Here is an 18,722-nt window from a genome sequence, read left to right as displayed (position 1 = left end):
GCCGGGTCTAGAGGCGCTCGACCATCTCGCCGACGCACCGGTTGCGGGTGTCGAAGACGTAGCGGGCGTGCCGGACCACCAGGTCGTAGTCGAAGCTGTCGTGGTCGGTGACGACCACCACCGCGTCCGCGGCCCGCACCTCCCGCTCGGTGAGCTCGACGATGGTGACCCCGGCGGGAATGTGGTGGGCCTCCGCGTACGGCTCCACCGCGTAGACCTCGGCGCCGAGGGCCTGCAACCGGCGGGCCACGTCGACGGCGGGGGAGTCCCGCATGTCGCCGGTGTTCTTCTTGTACGCGAGCCCGAGCAGCAGCAGCCGGGCGCCGCTCACCGCCCGGCCAGCCCGGTTCAGTCCCGCCATGATCCGCTGCGCGACGTGCTCGGGCATCTCGTGGTTGACGTCGTTGGCCAGCTCGATGAACCGGAACTGCCGGCCGAGGCGCCGTTTGACCTGCCAGGACAGGTAGCACGGGTCGATCGGCAGGCAGTGCCCGCCGACACCGGGGCCGGGCCGGAACGGCAGGAACCCGAACGGCTTGGTCTCGGCGGCGTCGATCGCCTGCCAGACGTCGATGTCCAGGTGGTGCGAGAGCATGGTCAGCTCGTTGATCAGCGCGATGTTGACCTGGCGGAACGTGTTCTCGATCAGCTTGGTCAGCTCGGCGACCCTCGTGGAGTCCACCGCGACGGTGCGCTCCACGAGGCGCTGGTAGAACCCCTGCACCCGGGCCAACGACACCGAGTCGACACCGGAGACCACCTTCGGGGTGTTCTCCAGTCGCCAGGTCGGGTTGCCCGGGTCGATCCGCTCGGGGCTGTAGCCGAGGTGGAAGTCGCCGGGGCTGGTCAGCCCGCTGGCCGACTCCAGCAGCGGTCGGAGCAGCTCCTCGGTGGTGCCCGGATAGGTGGTCGACTCCAGGATCACCGTGCAGCCCGGCCGCACGTACGGGCCGATGCCGACGCCGGCCTGCTCGACGAAGCTCAGGTCCGGGGTGCCGTCGCGCAGCGGGGTGGGCACGGTGATCACGCAGATGTCGAAACCCTCGGCGTCGGTGTACTCCGTGCTGGGACGGTACCGACCGCTGCCCAGCGCGCGGCCCAGCCGGTCGGTGGGGATGTCCTCGACGAAGGACTCACCGGACGCGAGCCGCTTCACCCGGCCGGCGTCGACGTCGAGGCCGACGACGTCCAGGCCCGCCTCGACGGCGCGCATGGCCAGCGGCAGTCCGACGTACCCCTGGCCGATCACGACCAGCTTCTCAGCGCTCACCCGGGCTCCCGCGGCAGATGGTGGAAATGACCTGCGGAGAGCCTAGAGGGGTCTTCGGCCGTGTAAGTCCGTTTTGGGGATATCGGTGCTGGTGCGACGGCTGGTCAGTTGCCCGCCGGTTCGCCCGGACCGGTCGGCGCCTCCGTGGTGGGGACCGGCTCGGTCGGGGGCGGGTTGCTCGGCGGCGGGTCGGACTTCGGCGGGTCGCTGGGCGGGGGCGCGGTGGTCGCGCTCGGCGTCGCCGACGGCGGGCTGGACGACTGGGAGGGCTGCACGCTCGGCGTGGCGGTGACCGACGCCGACGCGGTCGCGTCCGGGACGGTCGGCCGGTTCGGGCGCTCCGGGTCGTCCGTGCTCTGCTCGTTCGCCGCCGGCAGCTCCGCCTGCTGGGTCGGCCCCTGCGTCACGGAGGTCGTCGGCAGGTTGACGGCCGGCTCGTCGTCGCCGGTGTTGCGCGCCGCACCCAGTGCCGCCCCGAGGCTGATCAGGGCGACCAGCATCGCGGCCGCCGCGCCGACCAGTGGCCCGCGACGTCGCTGACGCCCGGCATCCGCCGTGCTCGCCACCGCCGCGCCGACCGGCACGTCGGTGCGGGTACCCGGTCCGGCCTCGCGCAGCGGAACCGACGCCGCCATCGCCGTCGGCGGCTCGCCGCCGGTGACCGCGGTGCGGGCGGCCTCGGCCATGGCCGAGCCGCTGGTGAAGCGGTCGAGCGGATCCTTGGCGAGGGCCCGCGACACCAGGGCGCGGACCGCCTCCGGGATGTCGTGCGGCAGCTCCGGCGGCTCGTCGTCCAGGTGCCGGACGGCGACCTGGAGGGGGTTGTCCCCGGTGAACGGTGGACCGCCGGTGAGGCAGCAGTAGGCGACCGCGCCGAGCGCGTAGATGTCGGTGGCACCGCTGACCGGACGACCGGCGGCCTGCTCGGGCGCCATGTAGAGAGCGGTGCCGGGCACCGCGTTGGTGCTGGTGATGCTGGTCACGTTTGTGGAACGGGCGACGCCGAAGTCGACGAGGACGACCGTGCCGTCCTCCTGGACCAGCAGGTTGCTGGGCTTGACGTCGCGGTGCACGATGCCGCCCCGGTGCGCCGCGCTCAGCGCGTGCGCCGCCTGGGCCACGATCGACATCGTCTCGGCCACGTCGAGCCGGCCGGCCGCCTCGATCCGCTTGGACAGCGGCTCACCCTCGACGAACTCCATGACCAGGTAGTCCGCCCGACCGCCGTCGGGCAGGTCGTCCTCGCCGCAGTCGTACACCTGCACGATGCCGGGGTGCCGCAGAGCCGCCATGATCCGTGCCTCGGCCCGGAAACGGGCGATGAAGTCCGGATCGGAGACCAGCGCCGGCAGCAGGACCTTGACCGCGACCTGTCGGCCGAGGACCAGGTCCGAGGCACGCCAGACGTCGCCCATGCCGCCGGTGGCGACACGTTCGTCCAGGCGGTACCGCCCGCTGAGCACGACCTCCGATGACAACACAGCATTACCGTACCCAGAGTGGCGGGCAACGGCGCGCTGCGGTTGATCGGCCGCGTGGTCGTACCCGCCGGTCCGTCCGGTCTGACCTCTATGGACGCGGTCGGATCTGTGACGGCTCGACGACGGCGGGTGACAAAACCCGACACATCCCGGCGTACGCTTGCCGGATCACCGCCCCGGGCCGCCTACCGGCCCGGGGAGCGTCCTGCGGTTCACACCTGTTACGGCGGCACGCCGGTCTGGCGGCTTGATAATTGTCACTCTTCCGTGACGCGATCCCGACTTGTCGCTCGGATGGTCCCCTTTTACCGTTAGCCCGGCTCGGGGCCGCCCGGCCGGCCGTGCGTCGAGAGCCGAGAGCCATCGCGCCGGTGCGGACGCCCCGGCCGGCCCGGACGCGGGCGCGAAGCGAATTCGGTGGAGGGCGGTGCGCGTGCGGGAGCCGGCGGGGTCGACGGTTCGCGCGCGGACGCAGGCGTGGCGCGTCGGGCCGGGCCGCCGTCCCGAGCCACCCGTGAGCCGCGGATGACCGGCGAGCTGTCCGAGGCGGTCACCGCCGCGCAGGCCGGGGACGAGGACGCCTTCCGCTTCCTGTACCGCAGCCTGCAGCCGGGCCTGCTGCGCTACCTGACCGCCCTGGTCGGCGCGGACGCCGAGGACGTGGCGTCGGAGACGTGGTTGCAGATCTCCCGGGACCTGCCCAACTTCACCGGCGGTGAGTTCCGCGCCTGGACGGTCACCATCGCCCGTAACCGGGCCATGGACCATCTGCGTCGGCTGCGCCGACGACCGTCGCTGCCGGTCCCGGTGCAGGCGCTCACCGAGTTGGCCGGCGACGGCGACACCGCCGAGCGGGCCGGCGAGACGATCAGCACCGAGGCGGCCCTGGCGCTGATCGCCACGCTGCCGCCGCGCGAGGCCGAGGCGGTGCTGTTGCGGGCCGTGATCGGGTTGGACGCGGAGTCGGCCGGTCGGGTGCTGGGGCGTCGGGCCGGGGCCGTCCGGACCGCCGCCCACCGTGGGCTGCGGCGGCTGGCCACCCTGTTGGACCGGCAGACGGTGACCGCACCGCCACCCGACGGCGTCGTCACGACCGGGGCGCCCGGCGCGCCGGGCCGGGTGTCCGCGCCGACCACGCGGCCTGCGCCTGCCGTGCCGCGCGGGGTGTCCGTGCCGAACGCGCCTGGCGGGGTGTCCGCGCCGGGCGGGGTGTCCGTGCCGAACGCGCCGGGCGGGGTGTCCGTGCCGAACGCGCCGGGCGCGACTGCGGCGCCGGCCCTCGGCGCCGACGGCGTCGCACCGTCGGTCGGCGCTGAGGTGGTTCCGCCACCTCGCGGACGCACCAGCCGATCCCGGCGGACGTCACACGCCGAGCAGGCGGACGGCTGACGTGAGGGGATTCCGGATGAACCCGTACCGGCCGGACCGGCACGCCGGCCGTGCCGAGACCGAACGGCTGCTCGACGCCACCCGCATCGACGCGGCCGTCTACCCCGAGGCGTCCCTCCGCGCTGGCACGTCTGCGGACTTCGACGCAGCCGTCGACTCCGACGCGGCACTCCACGTCGACACGGCCGTCGACTCCGACGCGGCGCTTCACGTCGACGCGGCCCTCGACCTCGACGCGGGCGAGCGGTCCCGCGCGCCCGCCGCCTCGCAGGCGGCGGCCGACCCGCTGGCGCGGCTGCTCGCCGCTGCCGCCGGCCCGGCCCGGCCGGGGGAGCTGGCGGGCGAGGAGGCCGCGCTGGCCGCGTTCCGGGCCGCCCGGGCCGCCGCCCCGGAGCCCGCCGCGGCCCGACGACCACGCAGCCGTCGGCTCACCACCAGCGCGTTGGCCTGGATCGGGGCGCTGGCCGCCACCGCCACCGCGGGCGCCGCGTTCGCCGCGGCCGGCCTGGACCGGGCACCCGACCCGGTCCCGCCGGCGCCGAGCAGCGCGCCACCGACCGCCAGCGATCCCGCGGCGACCGCGGCGACCACGCCGACCGCGCCGAGCCGATCGGCGTCGCCCGGCCCGCCGTCCCCGACCGGCACTCCGACCGTCGGTTCGGCGCCGAACGGTCAGCTGCACGGGCTGTGCCGGGCCTGGCGCGCAGGGAAGCCCGAGAAGCGGGAGAAGAAGTTGCGGACGCCGGCCTTCCAGCGGCTGGTGGAGGCCGCCGGTGGCGTCGCCGCGGTCGAGGAGTACTGCCAGCGACTGGTGCCCGAGGCGAAGCCGTCGGCTCCGGCGCGGTCGTCTGCCCCCGCCGAACCGTCCTCGGCGGGGACGCCGCCCGGATCGGCGAAGACCAAGCCCTCCCACCCGGCCGGGTCGGCCGCGAACTGAGCGTCCGGCCGGCGCGTTCGTTCTGCCGTGCACCGGGAAATTCGTCTGTTAGACAGGGGTTGGTGGCACCGTCGACGCCGCCGACAGTGTCGGTGGCCTGGTTTACGGTGGCACAGTGTTCCGGAGTTGGCGCACGACGAAGGAGGCTGCACCAATGGTGACGTCGCCCGAGCTGGATCGCAGCGCGATCCTGCGTGAGTCCGCGGCCGCAGGCCGACATCTCGCGCGCATCTGCTTCAAGACCGGCCCCCCGACATACACCGGCGTCGAACTGGAATGGACCGTGCACGACGCCGCCGACCCTGCCCGACCGGTCGACCCGGTGCGGCTGCGGGCGGCGCTGGGGCGCCACAGCCCCGTCACGCTGGACCCCACGAGCCCCGCCGAGCCGCTGCGACACGGCGGCACGGTGACCCTCGAACCGGGCGGCCAGTTGGAGATCTCCACCCCGCCGCGCTCTTCGACCGGCGCGCTGATCCAGGCCACCGAGGCCGACATCGCCCAGGTCACCGGCCTGCTGGCCGCCGCCGGGCTGACCCTCGGCCGCAGCGGAATCGACCCGCACCGTCGGCCCCGCCCAATGGTGGACACTCCCCGCTACCGCGCCATGCGTCGCGCCTTCGACCGGCGGGGTCCGGCCGGCCGGACGATGATGTACAGCACCGCCGGTCTGCAGGTCTGCCTCGACATCGGCGAGCCGGACCAGGTCGCGGCGCGCTGGGCGACGGCCCACGCGGTCGGGCCGCCGTTGCTCGCGGCGTTCGCCTCGGCCAGCCGGCACGCCGGGCGGCGCACCGGTTGGGCGTCCGCGCGTATGGCCGCCTGGCTGGCCATCGACCCGGCCCGCACCCGCCCGGTGTGGGTGCCCGGCAACGCCGACGAGGATCCGACGACCACCTGGATCCGGTACGTGCTTGCCGCGCCGCTGCTCTGCCTGCGCCGACGCGGCCCGGACTGGGCCCCGCCGCCGGGTGTCACCTTCGCCGACTGGCTCGACGGCGCGCTGCCCCGTCCGCCCACCACCGACGATCTTGACTACCACGTCAGCACCCTTTTTCCACCCGTGCGCCCGCGCGGCTACCTGGAACTGCGCTATCTCGACGCCCAGCCCGACCGGGACTGGCGTCTCCCGCTGGCGGTGCTGAGCGCGCTGTTCACCGACGCGGGCACCGTGCGCGCGGCGTACACGATCGGCGCGCCGGTGGCGCACCGCTGGTCGGCGGCCGCGCGGCACGGCCTGTCCGACCCGACGCTGGCCGCCGCCGCGGCCGCGCTGCTCGACCTGGCCCTGGCCACACTGCCCCAGCTGGAGCTGCCGGCCGGCACCCACGACGAGCTCCAACGAGGCGTACGACGGCGGCTGGCCGCCGCACAGAGGGGAGACCGGTGAGCGCGAGGAGTGAGCCGGGGTGGCGAGCCCCGCAGTCGCGAACGGAGGGGAGACCGGTGAACGGCGAGACGGTGAGTGTGGGCACGACGGACCATCCCGAGGGGGAGCGGTTGCGGGGGCGGATCGCGGCGGAGTTGGCGCGCGCCCGGTCCCGTACCGCCCTGCTGACCGAGGCGGTCGACGACGCCGACCTGATGCGCCAGCACTCTCCGTTGATGTCGCCGTTGGTCTGGGATCTGGCGCACGTCGGCAACCAGGAGGAACTCTGGCTGGTCCGTGATGTGGGTGGCCGCGAGCCGGTCCGCTGCGACATCGACGAGCTGTACGACGCGTTCAAGCAGCCCCGCCGCGACCGGCCCGCGCTGCCGCTGCTGCCACCGGCGGAGGCGCGTGCCTACCTGGGCACGGTCCGGGACAAGGTGCACGACCTGCTCGACGCCGTGAGCTTCACCGATCGGCCGCTGGTCGCCGACGGGTTCGCCTTCGGCATGATCGTCCAGCACGAGCAGCAGCACGACGAGACGATGCTCGCGACCCACCAGCTGCGCGCGGGCGCGGCGGTCCTGCACGCCCCGCCACCACCCGAGCCGACCGCCCGCGTCGGCGGTGAGGTGCTGGTGCCGGCCGGGGAGTTCACGATGGGCACCGACACCGACCCCTGGGCCCTGGACAACGAACGTCCCGCGCACCGCGTCGACCTGGCCGCGTACGTCATCGACGCCGCGCCGGTCACCAACGGCGAGTACGAGGCGTTCATCGCCGACGGCGGCTACGACGACCCGCGCTGGTGGAGCGCGGCGGGTTGGGAGCATCGTGTTCGGGAGCAGCTCGTCGCGCCGATGCACTGGCGTCGCGACGGCGACGGCTGGGCGTACCGGCGTTTCGGCCGGTGGGATCCGGTGCGCGCCGACGAGCCGGTGGTGCACGTGTGCTTCCACGAGGCGCAGGCGTACGCCGCGTGGGCCGGTAAGCGTCTGCCGACCGAGGCGGAGTGGGAGAAGGCCGCCCGGTGGGACCCGGCGACCGGGCGGTCGCGCCGCTACCCGTGGGGCGACGGGGACCCGACCGAGGCGCACGCGAACCTCGACCAACGTCACCTGCGGCCGGCGCCGGTGGGAGCGTACCCGGCCGGCGCGTCGCCGCTGGGCGTGCACCAGCTCATCGGGGACGTCTGGGAGTGGACGTCGACCACCTTCCGCGGGCATCCCGGCTTCACCGCGTTCCCCTACCGCGAATACTCGGAGGTCTTCTTCGGCGACGACTACCGGGTGCTGCGCGGCGGCTCGTTCGGCACGGACCGGTCGGCCTGCCGGGGGACGTTCCGCAACTGGGACTATCCGATCCGGCGGCAGATCTTCAGCGGCTTCCGCTGCGCCCGGGACGCCGCACCGGACGAGTCGCGCCGGTGATGCCGCACCGGGCCGGCGCGGCGGCGGCCGGATTGCGCTGATGTGCCGTCACCTGGCCTATCTGGGGCCGCCGGTCACGCTGGCCGAGTTGCTCTTCGCGCCGGCGCACGCACTCGTACGCCAGTCCTGGGCGCCTCGCGACATGCGCGGCGGCGGCACGATCAACGCCGACGGGTTCGGCGTCGGCTGGTATCCGAGCGACGGCGAGCCGGTGCGTTACCGGCGTGCCCAGCCGATCTGGAGCGATCCGACGATCGCCGAGCTGGCTGCGGTGACCCGCGCCGGCGCTGTGCTGGCCGCGGTCCGCTCGGCCACCGTCGGGATGGCGGTGCTCGACGGCGCCGCCGCGCCGTTCGCCGAGGGTCGGTGGCTGTTCAGCCACAACGGTGTGGTCCGGGGCTGGCCGGACGCGATGGTGTCGCTCGCCGCCGGCCTGCCGGTGCGTGACCTGCTGACCCTGGACGCGGCCACCGACTCGGCCCTGCTGTGGGCGCTGGTGCGGCACCGGCTGCGCGCCGGTGACGACCCGGCGGAGGCGGTGGCCCGGACGGTGGCCGAGGTCGCCGTGGCCGCTCCGGGGTCGCGGCTGAACGTGCTGCTCACCGACGGGCGGCGGGTGGTGGGCACCACGTCCGGCCACGCGCTGTCGGTGCGTGCGGCGGCGGGCTCGGTGCTGCTGGCCTCCGAGCCACACGATGACGACCCCGGATGGCGGCCGGTGCCGGAGGGGCACCTGGTCACGGCCACCGTGGACGAGGTGCGGATGTGCCCACTGCCGACCCGGTGAGCCGCACCGGTCGGGCACGCGAGGTGTGTGACTGAGCAGAGAGGCAGGACCGATGACCGCGGAACCGTTGGAAATCTACCTTGAGCCGCAGGACCTGGAGCGTGGTCTGCGTCAGGACGTCCGGGCCGGGTTGACCGCCGAGCCGAAGTGGCTGCCGCCGAAGTGGTTCTACGACTCGCGGGGCAGCGAGCTGTTCGAGGAGATCACCCGGCTGCCCGAGTACTACCCGACGCGGGCGGAGCGGGCGGTGCTGGCCGAGCACGCACCGGACGTGGCGGCGCTGACCGGTGCCAAGACCCTGATCGAGCTGGGCTCCGGCTCGTCGGAGAAGACCCTGCTGCTGCTGGACGCGTTCACCCGTCGGGGCGGCCTGGGCACGTTCGTCCCGTTGGACGTGTCGGTCAGTGCCCTGCTGGGGTCGACCGCGCAGATCGCCGCCGACTATCCGGGGCTGCGGGTCCGGGGCATCGTGGGGGACTTCACCCGCCAACTCGACCGGCTGCCCACCGGCGGTCGGCGGTTGGTGGTGTTCCTGGGCGGCACGATCGGCAACCTGCTGCCGGCCGAGCGGGCCGACTTCCTGGCCGCGATGCGCGCCGCGCTGGAGGTCGGCGACTGGCTGCTGCTCGGCACCGACCTCGTGAAGGACCCGTCGGTCATCGTGCCCGCGTACGACGACGCGGCCGGGGTCACGGCCGAGTTCAACCGCAACGTGCTGTACGTGATCAACCGGGAGTTGGGCGCCGACTTCGACCCGGAGGCGTTCGAGCACGTCGCCCGCTGGGATGCCGACCACGAGTGGATCGAGATGCGGCTGCGGGCGACGCGCCCGATGCGGGTCCGGGTGCTGGACCTGACGGTCCAGTTCGCCGCGGGGGAGGAGCTGCGGACGGAGGTGTCGGCGAAGTTCCGCCCGGAGCGGGTGGCCGCCGAGCTGCGCGACGCGGGCTTCGCGGCGACGAACTTCTGGACCGACCCGGACGGGCTCTTCGGGGTGACGTTGGCCCAGGCGCGGTGAGGCTGTTCACCACGACTTCCGGCCCGGGCACGGTGAGGCTGTTCACCCACGGCGTCCGAGCCGCTCGGTGATCGGTTAAGCTGGTCGCGCGAAGGGGAGTAGCCCTCAATGTCGTGGTCGACATACTGGTGCGTTCCGCACCCGGCCACGCGGCCCCGGTCTCCGGGGCGGGCGAGACCTTCGACTCAGGCTGTTGCAGCCGGGTCGAGGGCGCCCCCGTACCTCCTCCCGGCGTGAACGGGAAGGATGTCATGGAGGGATTCCTCGCCGCGCTGGTCGTCAGCTTCGGTGTCATTTTCGTGGCCGAGCTGGGAGACAAGTCCCAGCTGATGGCGCTGACGTTCGCTACGCGGTTCAAACCGATTCCGGTGCTGATCGGCATCACCGTCGCCACGGCGGTGGTGCACCTGGCGTCGGTCGCCATCGGTTCGGGCCTCGGCGCCGTGCTGCCCACCGAGTGGATCTCCCTGGTGGCCGGTGTGGCGTTCCTCGGCTTCGGCGCGTGGACCCTGCGCGGTGACACGCTCACCGAGGAGGAGAAGCGCAAGGCCGAGAAGACCAGCAAGACCGCGATCGTGGCGGTGTCGGTGGCGTTCTTCCTGGCCGAGCTGGGCGACAAGACGATGCTCGCGACGATCACCCTGGCCACCAAGTACGGCTGGTTCGGCACCTGGCTCGGCTCCACGATCGGCATGGTCGCCGCGGACGCGCTGGCCATCCTGGTCGGTCGGATGCTCGGTCGCCGCCTGCCGGAGAAGACCATCAGGTACGGTGCCGCGGTGCTCTTCGCCATCAGTGGCCTCTGGCTGATCCTGGAGGCCGTCAACGAGCTGACCTGAGCACCGACTAGCCGCCCCGCTGGCGGGTAACGGCTCCGGGTGGAGCCGGCGGAGCTGCTGCGCCACGGCGACGAGGTGCTGGTCGCCGTGGTGGAGGTGGCCGGGGCCCTGGTGATCTTCGTGGGTGCCGTCTGGGCGGCGGTGCGGTTCGCGGTCGAAGGGCTGCGACACCGCACCGCCGCCGTCTTCACTCCGATCCGACTGTCCCTGGGCCGGTTTCTGACCCTCGGTCTGGAGTTCCAGCTGGCCGCCGACGTCCTGCGCACCGCGGTGTCACCGTCGTTCACCCAGATCGGCCAGCTGGCGGCGATCGCCACGATCCGGACGGCGCTGAACTACTTCCTGGGCCGGGAGATCCGGCAGGAGCAGCGGCAGGTCACCGACGGGCAGCGGCGGCCGTGAGCGGTGCGCTGGTCGAGGTGGTGACCGCGCTGGCCCTGGTCGCCGGTGTGGTCACGGCCCTGTGCACCGGTGCCGTCCGGGTCGCGGTCCGGGTGCTGTTGGACCTGCTCACGGCGGCCGGCCTGCTCCGCCTGGCCGGTGATCCGCAGTGGGGTGGCCTGGCCGCCGCGGCGGCGATCGTCGCGCTGCGCCAACTGCTCGCGGCGGCGTTGAGTCTCGCGCCGCCGTGGTCGCGCCGACAATCCCCGCCGCGCTGCGCCGAGGACGATCACCACTTACCGTGGGCAGTAGCAGCGAAACAGGGAAAAGCGGGAGGATAACCACATGAGCCGGCACGACGAACCGAACGAGTACGGCTACGCCGGTGGCGCCACCGCTCCCGAGCCCCAGCCCGGCGGCAAGCCCGACGAGCAGGACCTCGCGGAGGAAGTTGCGGTGCCCGGCGACGATCTCACCGCGCCGGCGACCGACGCGCTGGCCGACGAGACCGAGGAGCGTCGCCCCAGCGAGCGCCGCCGCTGACGCGTCACGCCTAACGGCGGTCGCCCGCACGGGCGACCGCCGACGCCGTTCGGGTCATGATTGACCGCCGACGCCGTTCCGGTCACGACCGACCCGAGTGAAGGCAGCTCGTCCGTGACCACCCTGCCGGCCGGTGCCAGGTGTGAGCTGACCACCGTGAGCGCGGCCAGCGTGCGGGCGATGTCGGTGGCAATCGGGATGGCCCGACCGCGCAACCTCCCCCCGCCCGCTGTCTGGACCACCGCCGCGTAGATCAGCGCGAGGGGCAGCAGTGCGCCTCCGATGGTGGGGTGCGGGCGATCACTCGGCGTCCGGGACGGGGGCGGCCAGAGATCGGCCGTGGACTTTTCCCGGATGTCGCCGCTGCCGAATGACCCTTTGTCGGGTTGGTCATGTGGGCGCACTTGTTCGCCTCGAAAATGCATAACTCCGGACATAAGCCCTATGAGGGGCTTTAATGGTTTCACGAGTTGGCAGACGACCTTGGGGGTTTTCGTGAAGTTCTTTGGCGTAACCGGACCCGCACGGAGGCACTCCTGATGGACCTGCTCCGCCAATTGCGCCACGTGCGTCGGCACTGGTGGGTCGTGCTGGTCACCGTCATGGTGGCCCTGGGCGTCTCGGCGTTTCTGACCGTACGGGCCCAGCCCCGGTACGTCGCTTCGGTGACCTTCTTCGTCACCACCCCCAACCAGGGCGTCAGCGACGCCTACCAGGGTGGTCTGTTCCTTCAGCAGCGGGTCAAGTCGTACGCCGACCTGCTCAGCAGCGATCGCCTGGCGCAGAGCGTGGTGGCCGAGACCCCGGTCGGGCTCACCGCGGACGAGGTGCAGCGCCGGGTGACCACCTCCACGGAGACGGGCACCGTGCTGCTGCGCGCCTCCGTCACCGACACCGACCAGGCGCGGGCGATGCGGGTGACCGAAACCCTCGCGGCAAAGTTCGTCGAGCTCGTGCAGAAGGTCGAGACGCCGCCCGAGGGCAAGGCGCCGATCAAGATCGAGGTGGTCAGCGGCCCACGGGTCAGCGCCAGCCCCGTCTCGCCGCAGCCGGTCCGCAACCTCACGCTCGGCGGTCTGGTCGGTCTGGCGCTCGGTGTCGGCCTGGCGATCCTGCGCGGCGTCGCCGACGTCCGCCTGCGCGACGCCGCGGGCCTGCAACGCGCCACCGGAAGCCCACTGCTCGGTGAGATTCCGTTCGAGAGCGCCGCCCGCACCGCTCCGCTGATCGTCGGCGAAGCCGCGACGTCGGCGCGCGCGGAGGCGGTCCGCAAGCTGCGGACCAACCTGCGCTTCGTGGACGTGCACGAGCCGGCCCGGGTCATCGCCGTGACCAGCGCCCTGCAGGGCGAGGGTAAGACGACGCTCTCCTGCAACCTGGCCATCGCGCTGGCCGAGGCGGGCTGGCGGGTGCTGCTGGTCGACGCGGACCTGCGCCGCCCGAAGGTCGACGAGTACCTGGGCCTGGACGCGGGCGTCGGTCTCACCGACGTGCTGGTCGGCGACGTCCAGGTCGGTGACGTGGTGCAGCGCTGGGGCGACAAGTCCCTGCTGGTGCTGCCCAGCGGCTCCGCGCCGCCGAACCCGAGCGAACTGCTCGGCTCCAAGGCGATGGCGGACCTGCTGCTCGCGCTGCGCGAGTCCACGGACATCGTGATCATCGACACCGCGCCGCTGCTCGCGGTGACCGACGGTGTCGTGGTGGCCGTCCAGGCCGACGGCGCGCTGCTGGTGAGTCAGCAGGGCCGTACGTCGCGAACCCAGGTGGCCGCGGCGGCCCGCTCGCTGCACTCGGTCTCGGTGCGGTTGCTCGGCTGCGTGCTGAACATGGCCAAGGTGGCCAAGGCCGAGGCGTACCAGTACGAGGCTTACCGGGTGGCCACCTCGTCGGCCACGCCGTCGGTGCCGACCGACCGGGCCACCGCGGCCCGGCACAGCGAGGGCGCCGGCGTCAACGGCGTCAGCGACCGCACCCAGGAACTCACCCGGTTGCCCCGATGAGCGCGGCGAGGGGTCGTAGCGAGCGTTCGATCTCCTCAGCGCAGCGACGGAAGTCGGCGGCGGTCCCGCCGATCGGGTCCCGCAGGTCGTCCGCGTCCGGAGCGGCGGGTTGCAACCGTCCCCTGGCGTGGGCGGCGGCGGCGATGGCGGCCCGCAGCGGGTCGTCGCGCGACTCGGCGGGCGGCTCGGCCGCCGCCGCCAGTCGGCCGAACTGGCGCAGGGTGAACGTCCGGTGCAGCGCGCCGGGCGCCAGCGCGGTGCAGATCGAACGCTGCCGCCGTGTCGCGGTCAGCACGAGCGTCGCGTCGGCGAGGTGTTCGGGACGCAGCGTCCGGCTGGCGAAGGCCGCCGGGTCGCCGCCGCCCTCGGCCGCGACCTGGGCCGCGTACGGGTGCATCGCCATCCCGTCCATCGCGTCGGTGCCGGCGCTGGACACCAGCACGGGCCGGTCGGCCAGCAACCGGCGGGCCAGGTATTCGGCCATCGGCGAGCGGCACAGGTTGGCGTGGCAGACGAACAACACGCGGTCGGCCATCGGGAGCCCTCTCGTGGGTGCGGACACGGGTCTCCACACCCCGAGGGTGGTGCGTCGACGCCGCTGGCCGCGCGGGGAGGGGATGTCGGCATCGTACGCGGGCCGACCACCCGCCGGACGTGCTGCCGCGCCGGCCGAGGCCGATCAGTGGTCCTCGGCGGTGCCCCGGTGAAGATCGGCATCCTGTCGTACCACTTTCCACCCGAGCCCGCCTTCATCCCCGGCAGCCTCGCGGAGGAGCTGGCCGCGCGCGGGCACGAGGTCCGCGTGCTCACCGGCTTCCCGGACTACCCCGGCGGCCACGTCTATCCAGGGTGGCGGCAGCGCTGGCACCACGAGACGCACAGTCAACGGCTGGCGGTCCGGCGGGTGCCGCGCTACTCCGGCGGGGCCACCTCCACGTACGGGCGGATGGTCAGCTACCTGTCGTTCGCGGGCAGCGCGTCGCTGGCGGCGCGTCGGTTCCTCGGCGACGTGGACGCGCTCTACGTCTTCCAGCTGCCGGCCACCACGTTCGCCACCGCCGCTCTGTTCCGGCTGCTTCCGAAGGTGCCGGCCGTGTTGCACGTACAGGATGTCTGGGCACGCGACGGCGCGGACGCGGACGGCGACGGCCGCTGGTCGGCACGGATGGGCGCCGCGATGACCCGCATCTACCGGACGGCCGCGCGGGTCGCGGTGGCCGCACCGTCGATGCGGGACCTGGTGGTCGCCGCCGGGGCCGACCCGGCCCGGGTCCAGCTGGTGCTGAACTGGACCGACGAGCGCATCTTCTACCCGGCGACACCCGGCGCGGCGGCTCGGCAGATGGTCCGCCGGGATCGCCGGTGCGTGGTCATGCACGCCGGGACCATCGGCGCCCGCCAGGGGCTGGAGACGGCGGTACGGGCCGCCGCGGCGTTGGACCGCACCATGGATCTGGTCCTGGTCGGGTCGGGCGCGGATGAGCAGCGGGTGCGGGGGCTCGCCGCCGAACTGAAGGCGGAGAACGTCCGCTTCCTTCAGCGGCGGTCGCCGGTCGACATGCCCGAGCTGTACGCCGCCGCCGACTACCAGCTGATCATGCTGCGCGACCTGCCGGAACTTCGGGGCATGGTGCCCGGCAAGCTGCAGGCCGCGCTCTCCTGCGCCGCGCCGGTGGTGGCGTCGGCCGGCGGGGACACCGCCGAGCTGGTCGAGCGCGCCCGAGCCGGGTTGTCGTGCCCTCCCGAGGACTGGGCCGCGCTGGCCGACCGGTTCTGGTTGGCCGCCACCATCCCGCCGCCGGCGCGCACCGAGATGGGCCGCCGGGGCCGACAGACGTACCTGCGGGAGATGTCGTTGCCGGCCGGGGTGGACCGCATCGAGCGGTTGCTGCACGAGGCCGCCGGCCGGGTCCCGCAGGGTGCAGGAGAGCCGCGAGGAAACCTCGCGTAAAGGACGAGAAGGCCCATAACCGTACGAGATCCCTTGCAACGTGCTAAGAACGTCAGGGAATCGAACGGACTGTCCGATTCCGGCAAACGGGAGTGTGGTGTGACGGAGAGCGAACGGCCGCGTCGACGGCGAAGCCGATCCCGGCGTCGCCGGCGCGCACGGCTGCGACGGGCCCTGCTCGGCGCCCTGGTGGTCGGATCACTGCTGCTGGCCAGTGGCGGATGGATCGGCTTGCGGGGCTGGCAGGCGCGCGCGCACCTGCTCAACGCCGCCGGCCTGGCCCGGGAGCTGAGCACACAGGTGGTCGGCGGGGACACCGACCGTGCTCTGCGGACTCTCTCCGCTCTGCAGGAGCAGTCCGGCGCGGCCCGAGCCGCCACCTCCGACCCGAGCTGGAAGGTCGGTCGGCGTACCCCGATCGCCGGCGACGACCTCGACGCGGTCCGGCTGATCGCCATCGCCATCGACGACCTGGCCCGGCGGGCGTTCCCGACCCTGCTGCGGACGGACCTGACCAGCCTGGTGCCGGCCGAGGGTCGGTTGGACCTGGCCCGGCTCAGCTCGGTCTCCGCAGAGCTGACCCGGGCGAACGACGCGGTGCAGGCCACCCGCCGTGACCTGAGCGAGGTGCCCGTCGACCGGCTGGTCAACCAGGTGCGCCAGGCGCTGACCGATCTACGTGGCGAGATCGACCGGCTGGCCAGTCTCACCGCTGCGGCCGACCAGGGCGCACGGCTACTGCCGCCGCTGCTCGGTGCGAATGGCTCGCGGCGTTACCTGCTCGTCTCGCAGAACCTGGCCGAGCTGCGTGCCACCGGCGGCATGTTCGGCGCGTACGCGATGATCGAGGCCGAGAACGGACGGGTTCGGATGGGCGCGCAGGGCAGTAGCGCGTCCCTCGGCCGGTTCACTCCCGCGTTGAAGCTGCCCGCCGAGACCCGAGCGGTCTGGACCGACCTGCCGGGCATCTACCCCGCCGACGTGAACCTCACCCCGCACTTCCCGACCGCCGCCGCCCTGTACCGGGAGATGTTCCGGCGCAAGACCGGGACCACCGTCGATGGCGTTCTCGCCGTCGACCCGGTGGTGCTGTCCTACCTGCTGAAGGCGACCGGCCCGGTGCTGGTGCCCGGTGGAGTGCCGCTGGCTAGCGAGAAGGTCGTGCAGACCCTGCTCAACGAGACCTACCAGCGGCTGGGCACCACGGAGCAGGACGCCTACTTCGCGTCGTCGGCCGCCGCGGTGTTTGACGCCTTCTTCAAGAAGAATGTCAACCCACGGGTGTTGTTGTCCGCATTCGACCGTGCTATCACGGAACGCCGGATATTGTTCTGGAGTGCTCATCCGGAAGAACAGCGGACATTCGGCGACAGCCGGATGGCCGGGACGCTCCCGGAACAGGACACCGTGCCGACTGTCGGCGTGTTCCTCAACGACGGCAGCGGCGCGAAGCTCGGCTACTACCTGCGGCCGACGGCGAGCCTCACGGTCGGCGAATGCCGGCCCGACGGCCGCCGCGAGCTCCGGCTGCGGGTGACCCTGCGCTCGACGGCGCCGAAGTCAGGGCTCAGCAAGTCGATCCTTGGCCTCGGTCTGGCTGGCGATCCGTACACCGTCCGCACGCTGGTGTCGATCTACAGCCCGGCTGGCGGCTCCGTGCTCGACGCCCGGCTCGACGGGGCTGAGACGGCACTGGGCAGCGGCACCGAACGCCGCCGCCAGGTGGCGACGGCCAACGTCGACATCGGCCCCGGCGTCGAGAGGGCGCTGGAGGTCACCGTCCTGACGGCCAAGACCGACGTCGGGCAGGCCGAGCTATGGCTGACCCCCACCGCCAGCCCGTGGACCACCCAAGTTCATTCCGCACCAAGCTGTGACCAGTAGGAGGGAACCAATCATGCGGCTATCCCGCATCATCATGGCGCTCACGGTCGGCCTGGCCGTGGTGGCCGTGCCGACGGCAGCGGGGGCGGCACAGCCGCAGCCGACGCCCAGCGCGACCACCGATCCGACTCAGCCGCCGCCGTACCCGCCGACCGCCGCGTCCCTGACCGTCAACCGGCCGACGATCTTCCTCGGCGAGACGGTCATCCTGACCGGCACCAACTTCGGCCCCAACGAGACCGTCGACATCACGGTGACCGTCACCCCGATCGCGGCCCCGGCCGCAGGCAAGGCGCCGGCCCGCCGCAGCGACGGCACCACCGTGGCCATGGCGCCGGTGGCGTACCAGGCGAGCGCGCCGCTGCAGTTCACGGCGTTCACCAACGCCCAGGGCGGCTTCACCAAGAGCTACAAGCCGTCGGTGACCGGTCTGCTGACCTTCACCGCCACGGGCCGCGAGTCCGGCCGGACCGCCAGCACGGAGCTGCGGGTGCTGCACAAGAAGCAGCCGCTGCCCGTCACCGGTGACAGCATCGGTACGCCCATGAAGCTCGGCGGCGGCCTCGTCGGCGCCGGCGCGATCATGCTGCTGCTGACCCTGGCCTGGCGTCGCCGCCAGCGCTTCAGCGGGGCCGCGCACTGATCGCCGTACCACCAACCGGGCAGTGCCCGGAGCGCACTTCAGGCTGGCGCCCGTCGGATCTCCCGACGGGCGCCAGCCCCCTGTCATCCCTCCGACGGGACGTGATCGACTCGCGTGGTCGGAAAACCGGGGCATCCGGACGACCGGGACACCCCGATATCCAGGATCCCGAGTCGATCACACCCGCAGTTCCGCCCAGGTCGCCGTGCCCGGGGACGTCCGCGCGGGCCTGGTCCCGGCGGAGGCGTGTTCGGGCAGGTCAGGTCGACGTGACCGGCCCGGTCGGGTTGCCCTGATCGGCACGGTGTCGGCGAGGTGGGGGTGTCCGGCTGGCCGGATGCCGCGATATCACCGATCTGGAGTCGATCAGCCCGGCTGTCCGGTGTGACCGGTCGGGGTCGTGCCCGGTTGGGTGGGATGTCCGTTTCTGGGGCTGTTGGGGTGTGACCGGGTGCATCCGTGGGCTGGAATCGTGGCGGGCCGGGGGTCGTTACATACCCTGACGATCGCAGGACCACGGCCAGCCGCCCCGCCCGCTCAACCGGGATGGGAATGGCCGGCCCGGCCGGGTCGTTGCAGACCCCCGGAACGAGCGTGGGCTCGTCCCCCGGGTCCGCTATTCGGCGCCGGTGGCCCGGGAATGACTCCGGCCCGACGGTCGTTACACACGGTCCCGGCGCCACGAGCCCCGCTCGCGGGCCGCCCCGGGAATCCCCCCGGCCCGACGGTCGTTACACACCGTCCCGGCGCCACGAGCCCCCCGCTCGCAGGCCGCCGCGCCGCGAGCCCCGGCTCGCAGG

General features: G+C 73.0%; 16 protein-coding genes and 2 pseudogenes. 14 read left to right on the top strand and 4 right to left on the bottom strand.

What is annotated here, in order from left to right:
• Positions 1–7: 7 nt before the first annotated feature.
• Both ACFYPH_RS29310 and ACFYPH_RS29305 read right to left on the bottom strand, forming a co-directional pair.
• Positions 8–1,270, bottom strand: a complete 1,263-nt coding sequence (locus tag ACFYPH_RS29310; RefSeq protein ID WP_387186280.1) for a nucleotide sugar dehydrogenase — start codon at positions 1,268–1,270, stop codon at positions 8–10.
• A 104-nt stretch (positions 1,271–1,374) separates the two neighbouring features.
• The gene (locus tag ACFYPH_RS29305) at positions 1,375–2,751 is read right to left on the bottom strand and encodes a serine/threonine-protein kinase (protein ID WP_387186278.1); all 1,377 of its coding nucleotides are present in this window, start codon (positions 2,749–2,751) and stop codon (positions 1,375–1,377) included.
• A 525-nt stretch (positions 2,752–3,276) separates the two neighbouring features.
• On the opposite strand from ACFYPH_RS29305, the pseudogene ACFYPH_RS29300 reads away from it, so the two are divergent.
• The 10 genes and pseudogenes from ACFYPH_RS29300 to ACFYPH_RS29255 form a co-directional block, all read left to right on the top strand.
• A pseudogene (locus ACFYPH_RS29300) lies at positions 3,277–3,831 on the top strand (RNA polymerase sigma factor); the annotation flags it as partial.
• A gap of 325 nt (positions 3,832–4,156) precedes the next feature.
• Positions 4,157–5,077: a hypothetical protein gene (locus ACFYPH_RS29295; protein ID WP_387186276.1), complete on the top strand. Its 921-nt coding sequence runs from the start codon at positions 4,157–4,159 to the stop codon at positions 5,075–5,077.
• Between the two features lie 154 nt (positions 5,078–5,231).
• Positions 5,232–6,467, top strand: a complete 1,236-nt coding sequence (egtA, locus tag ACFYPH_RS29290; protein WP_387186274.1) for an ergothioneine biosynthesis glutamate--cysteine ligase EgtA — start codon at positions 5,232–5,234, stop codon at positions 6,465–6,467.
• Between the two features lie 56 nt (positions 6,468–6,523).
• Entirely contained in the window at positions 6,524–7,876 is a 1,353-nt protein-coding gene (gene egtB, locus ACFYPH_RS29285) for an ergothioneine biosynthesis protein EgtB (RefSeq protein WP_387186272.1), read from the top strand.
• Positions 7,877–7,916: 40 nt separating this feature from the next.
• On the top strand, positions 7,917–8,663 hold the full coding sequence (gene egtC, locus ACFYPH_RS29280) for an ergothioneine biosynthesis protein EgtC (protein WP_387186270.1): 747 nt from the start codon (positions 7,917–7,919) through the stop codon (positions 8,661–8,663).
• Between the two features lie 52 nt (positions 8,664–8,715).
• Positions 8,716–9,681: an L-histidine N(alpha)-methyltransferase gene (egtD, locus tag ACFYPH_RS29275; RefSeq protein WP_387186268.1), complete on the top strand. Its 966-nt coding sequence runs from the start codon at positions 8,716–8,718 to the stop codon at positions 9,679–9,681.
• Between the two features lie 251 nt (positions 9,682–9,932).
• Positions 9,933–10,520: a TMEM165/GDT1 family protein gene (locus ACFYPH_RS29270; RefSeq protein WP_354862932.1), complete on the top strand. Its 588-nt coding sequence runs from the start codon at positions 9,933–9,935 to the stop codon at positions 10,518–10,520.
• A gap of 39 nt (positions 10,521–10,559) precedes the next feature.
• Positions 10,560–10,922, top strand: a complete 363-nt coding sequence (locus ACFYPH_RS29265) for a DUF1622 domain-containing protein (protein ID WP_354862934.1) — start codon at positions 10,560–10,562, stop codon at positions 10,920–10,922.
• The gene (locus ACFYPH_RS29260; RefSeq protein ID WP_354862935.1) at positions 10,919–11,242 is read left to right on the top strand and encodes a hypothetical protein; all 324 of its coding nucleotides are present in this window, start codon (positions 10,919–10,921) and stop codon (positions 11,240–11,242) included. The genes ACFYPH_RS29265 and ACFYPH_RS29260 overlap by 4 nt, the downstream gene beginning before the upstream one ends.
• Before the next feature lie 4 nt (positions 11,243–11,246).
• Positions 11,247–11,444: a hypothetical protein gene (locus ACFYPH_RS29255; protein WP_007460421.1), complete on the top strand. Its 198-nt coding sequence runs from the start codon at positions 11,247–11,249 to the stop codon at positions 11,442–11,444.
• A 137-nt stretch (positions 11,445–11,581) separates the two neighbouring features.
• On the opposite strand, the pseudogene ACFYPH_RS29250 reads toward ACFYPH_RS29255, so the two are convergent.
• Positions 11,582–11,869, bottom strand: a pseudogene (locus ACFYPH_RS29250) (Na+/H+ antiporter NhaA); the annotation flags it as partial.
• Positions 11,870–11,983: 114 nt separating this feature from the next.
• Here ACFYPH_RS29250 and ACFYPH_RS29245 point away from each other — a divergent pair.
• Positions 11,984–13,444, top strand: coding sequence for a polysaccharide biosynthesis tyrosine autokinase (locus ACFYPH_RS29245; protein WP_355137154.1), 1,461 nt, complete (start codon positions 11,984–11,986; stop codon positions 13,442–13,444).
• Here ACFYPH_RS29245 and ACFYPH_RS29240 read toward each other — a convergent pair.
• Complete coding sequence (locus ACFYPH_RS29240; protein ID WP_354863225.1) at positions 13,425–13,979, bottom strand: low molecular weight phosphatase family protein; 555 nt, start codon at positions 13,977–13,979, stop codon at positions 13,425–13,427. The genes ACFYPH_RS29245 and ACFYPH_RS29240 overlap by 20 nt on opposite strands.
• Before the next feature lie 168 nt (positions 13,980–14,147).
• Between ACFYPH_RS29240 and ACFYPH_RS29235 the strand changes: the two genes are divergently transcribed.
• From ACFYPH_RS29235 to ACFYPH_RS29225, 3 genes are all read left to right on the top strand, one after another.
• The gene (locus ACFYPH_RS29235; protein ID WP_354863224.1) at positions 14,148–15,395 is read left to right on the top strand and encodes a glycosyltransferase family 4 protein; all 1,248 of its coding nucleotides are present in this window, start codon (positions 14,148–14,150) and stop codon (positions 15,393–15,395) included.
• A 99-nt stretch (positions 15,396–15,494) separates the two neighbouring features.
• Positions 15,495–17,279, top strand: a complete 1,785-nt coding sequence (locus tag ACFYPH_RS29230) for a DUF4012 domain-containing protein (RefSeq protein WP_387186265.1) — start codon at positions 15,495–15,497, stop codon at positions 17,277–17,279.
• Between the two features lie 13 nt (positions 17,280–17,292).
• Positions 17,293–17,922: a hypothetical protein gene (locus ACFYPH_RS29225; protein ID WP_354863222.1), complete on the top strand. Its 630-nt coding sequence runs from the start codon at positions 17,293–17,295 to the stop codon at positions 17,920–17,922.
• Positions 17,923–18,722: the final 800 nt, after the last annotated feature.

Source organism: Micromonospora sp. NPDC005252, from assembly GCF_042872475.1.
Lineage (GTDB): Bacteria > Actinomycetota > Actinomycetes > Mycobacteriales > Micromonosporaceae > Micromonospora.
The sequence above is the reverse complement of the archived record's forward strand: the minus strand, read 5'-3'. Positions and strand labels throughout refer to the sequence as shown.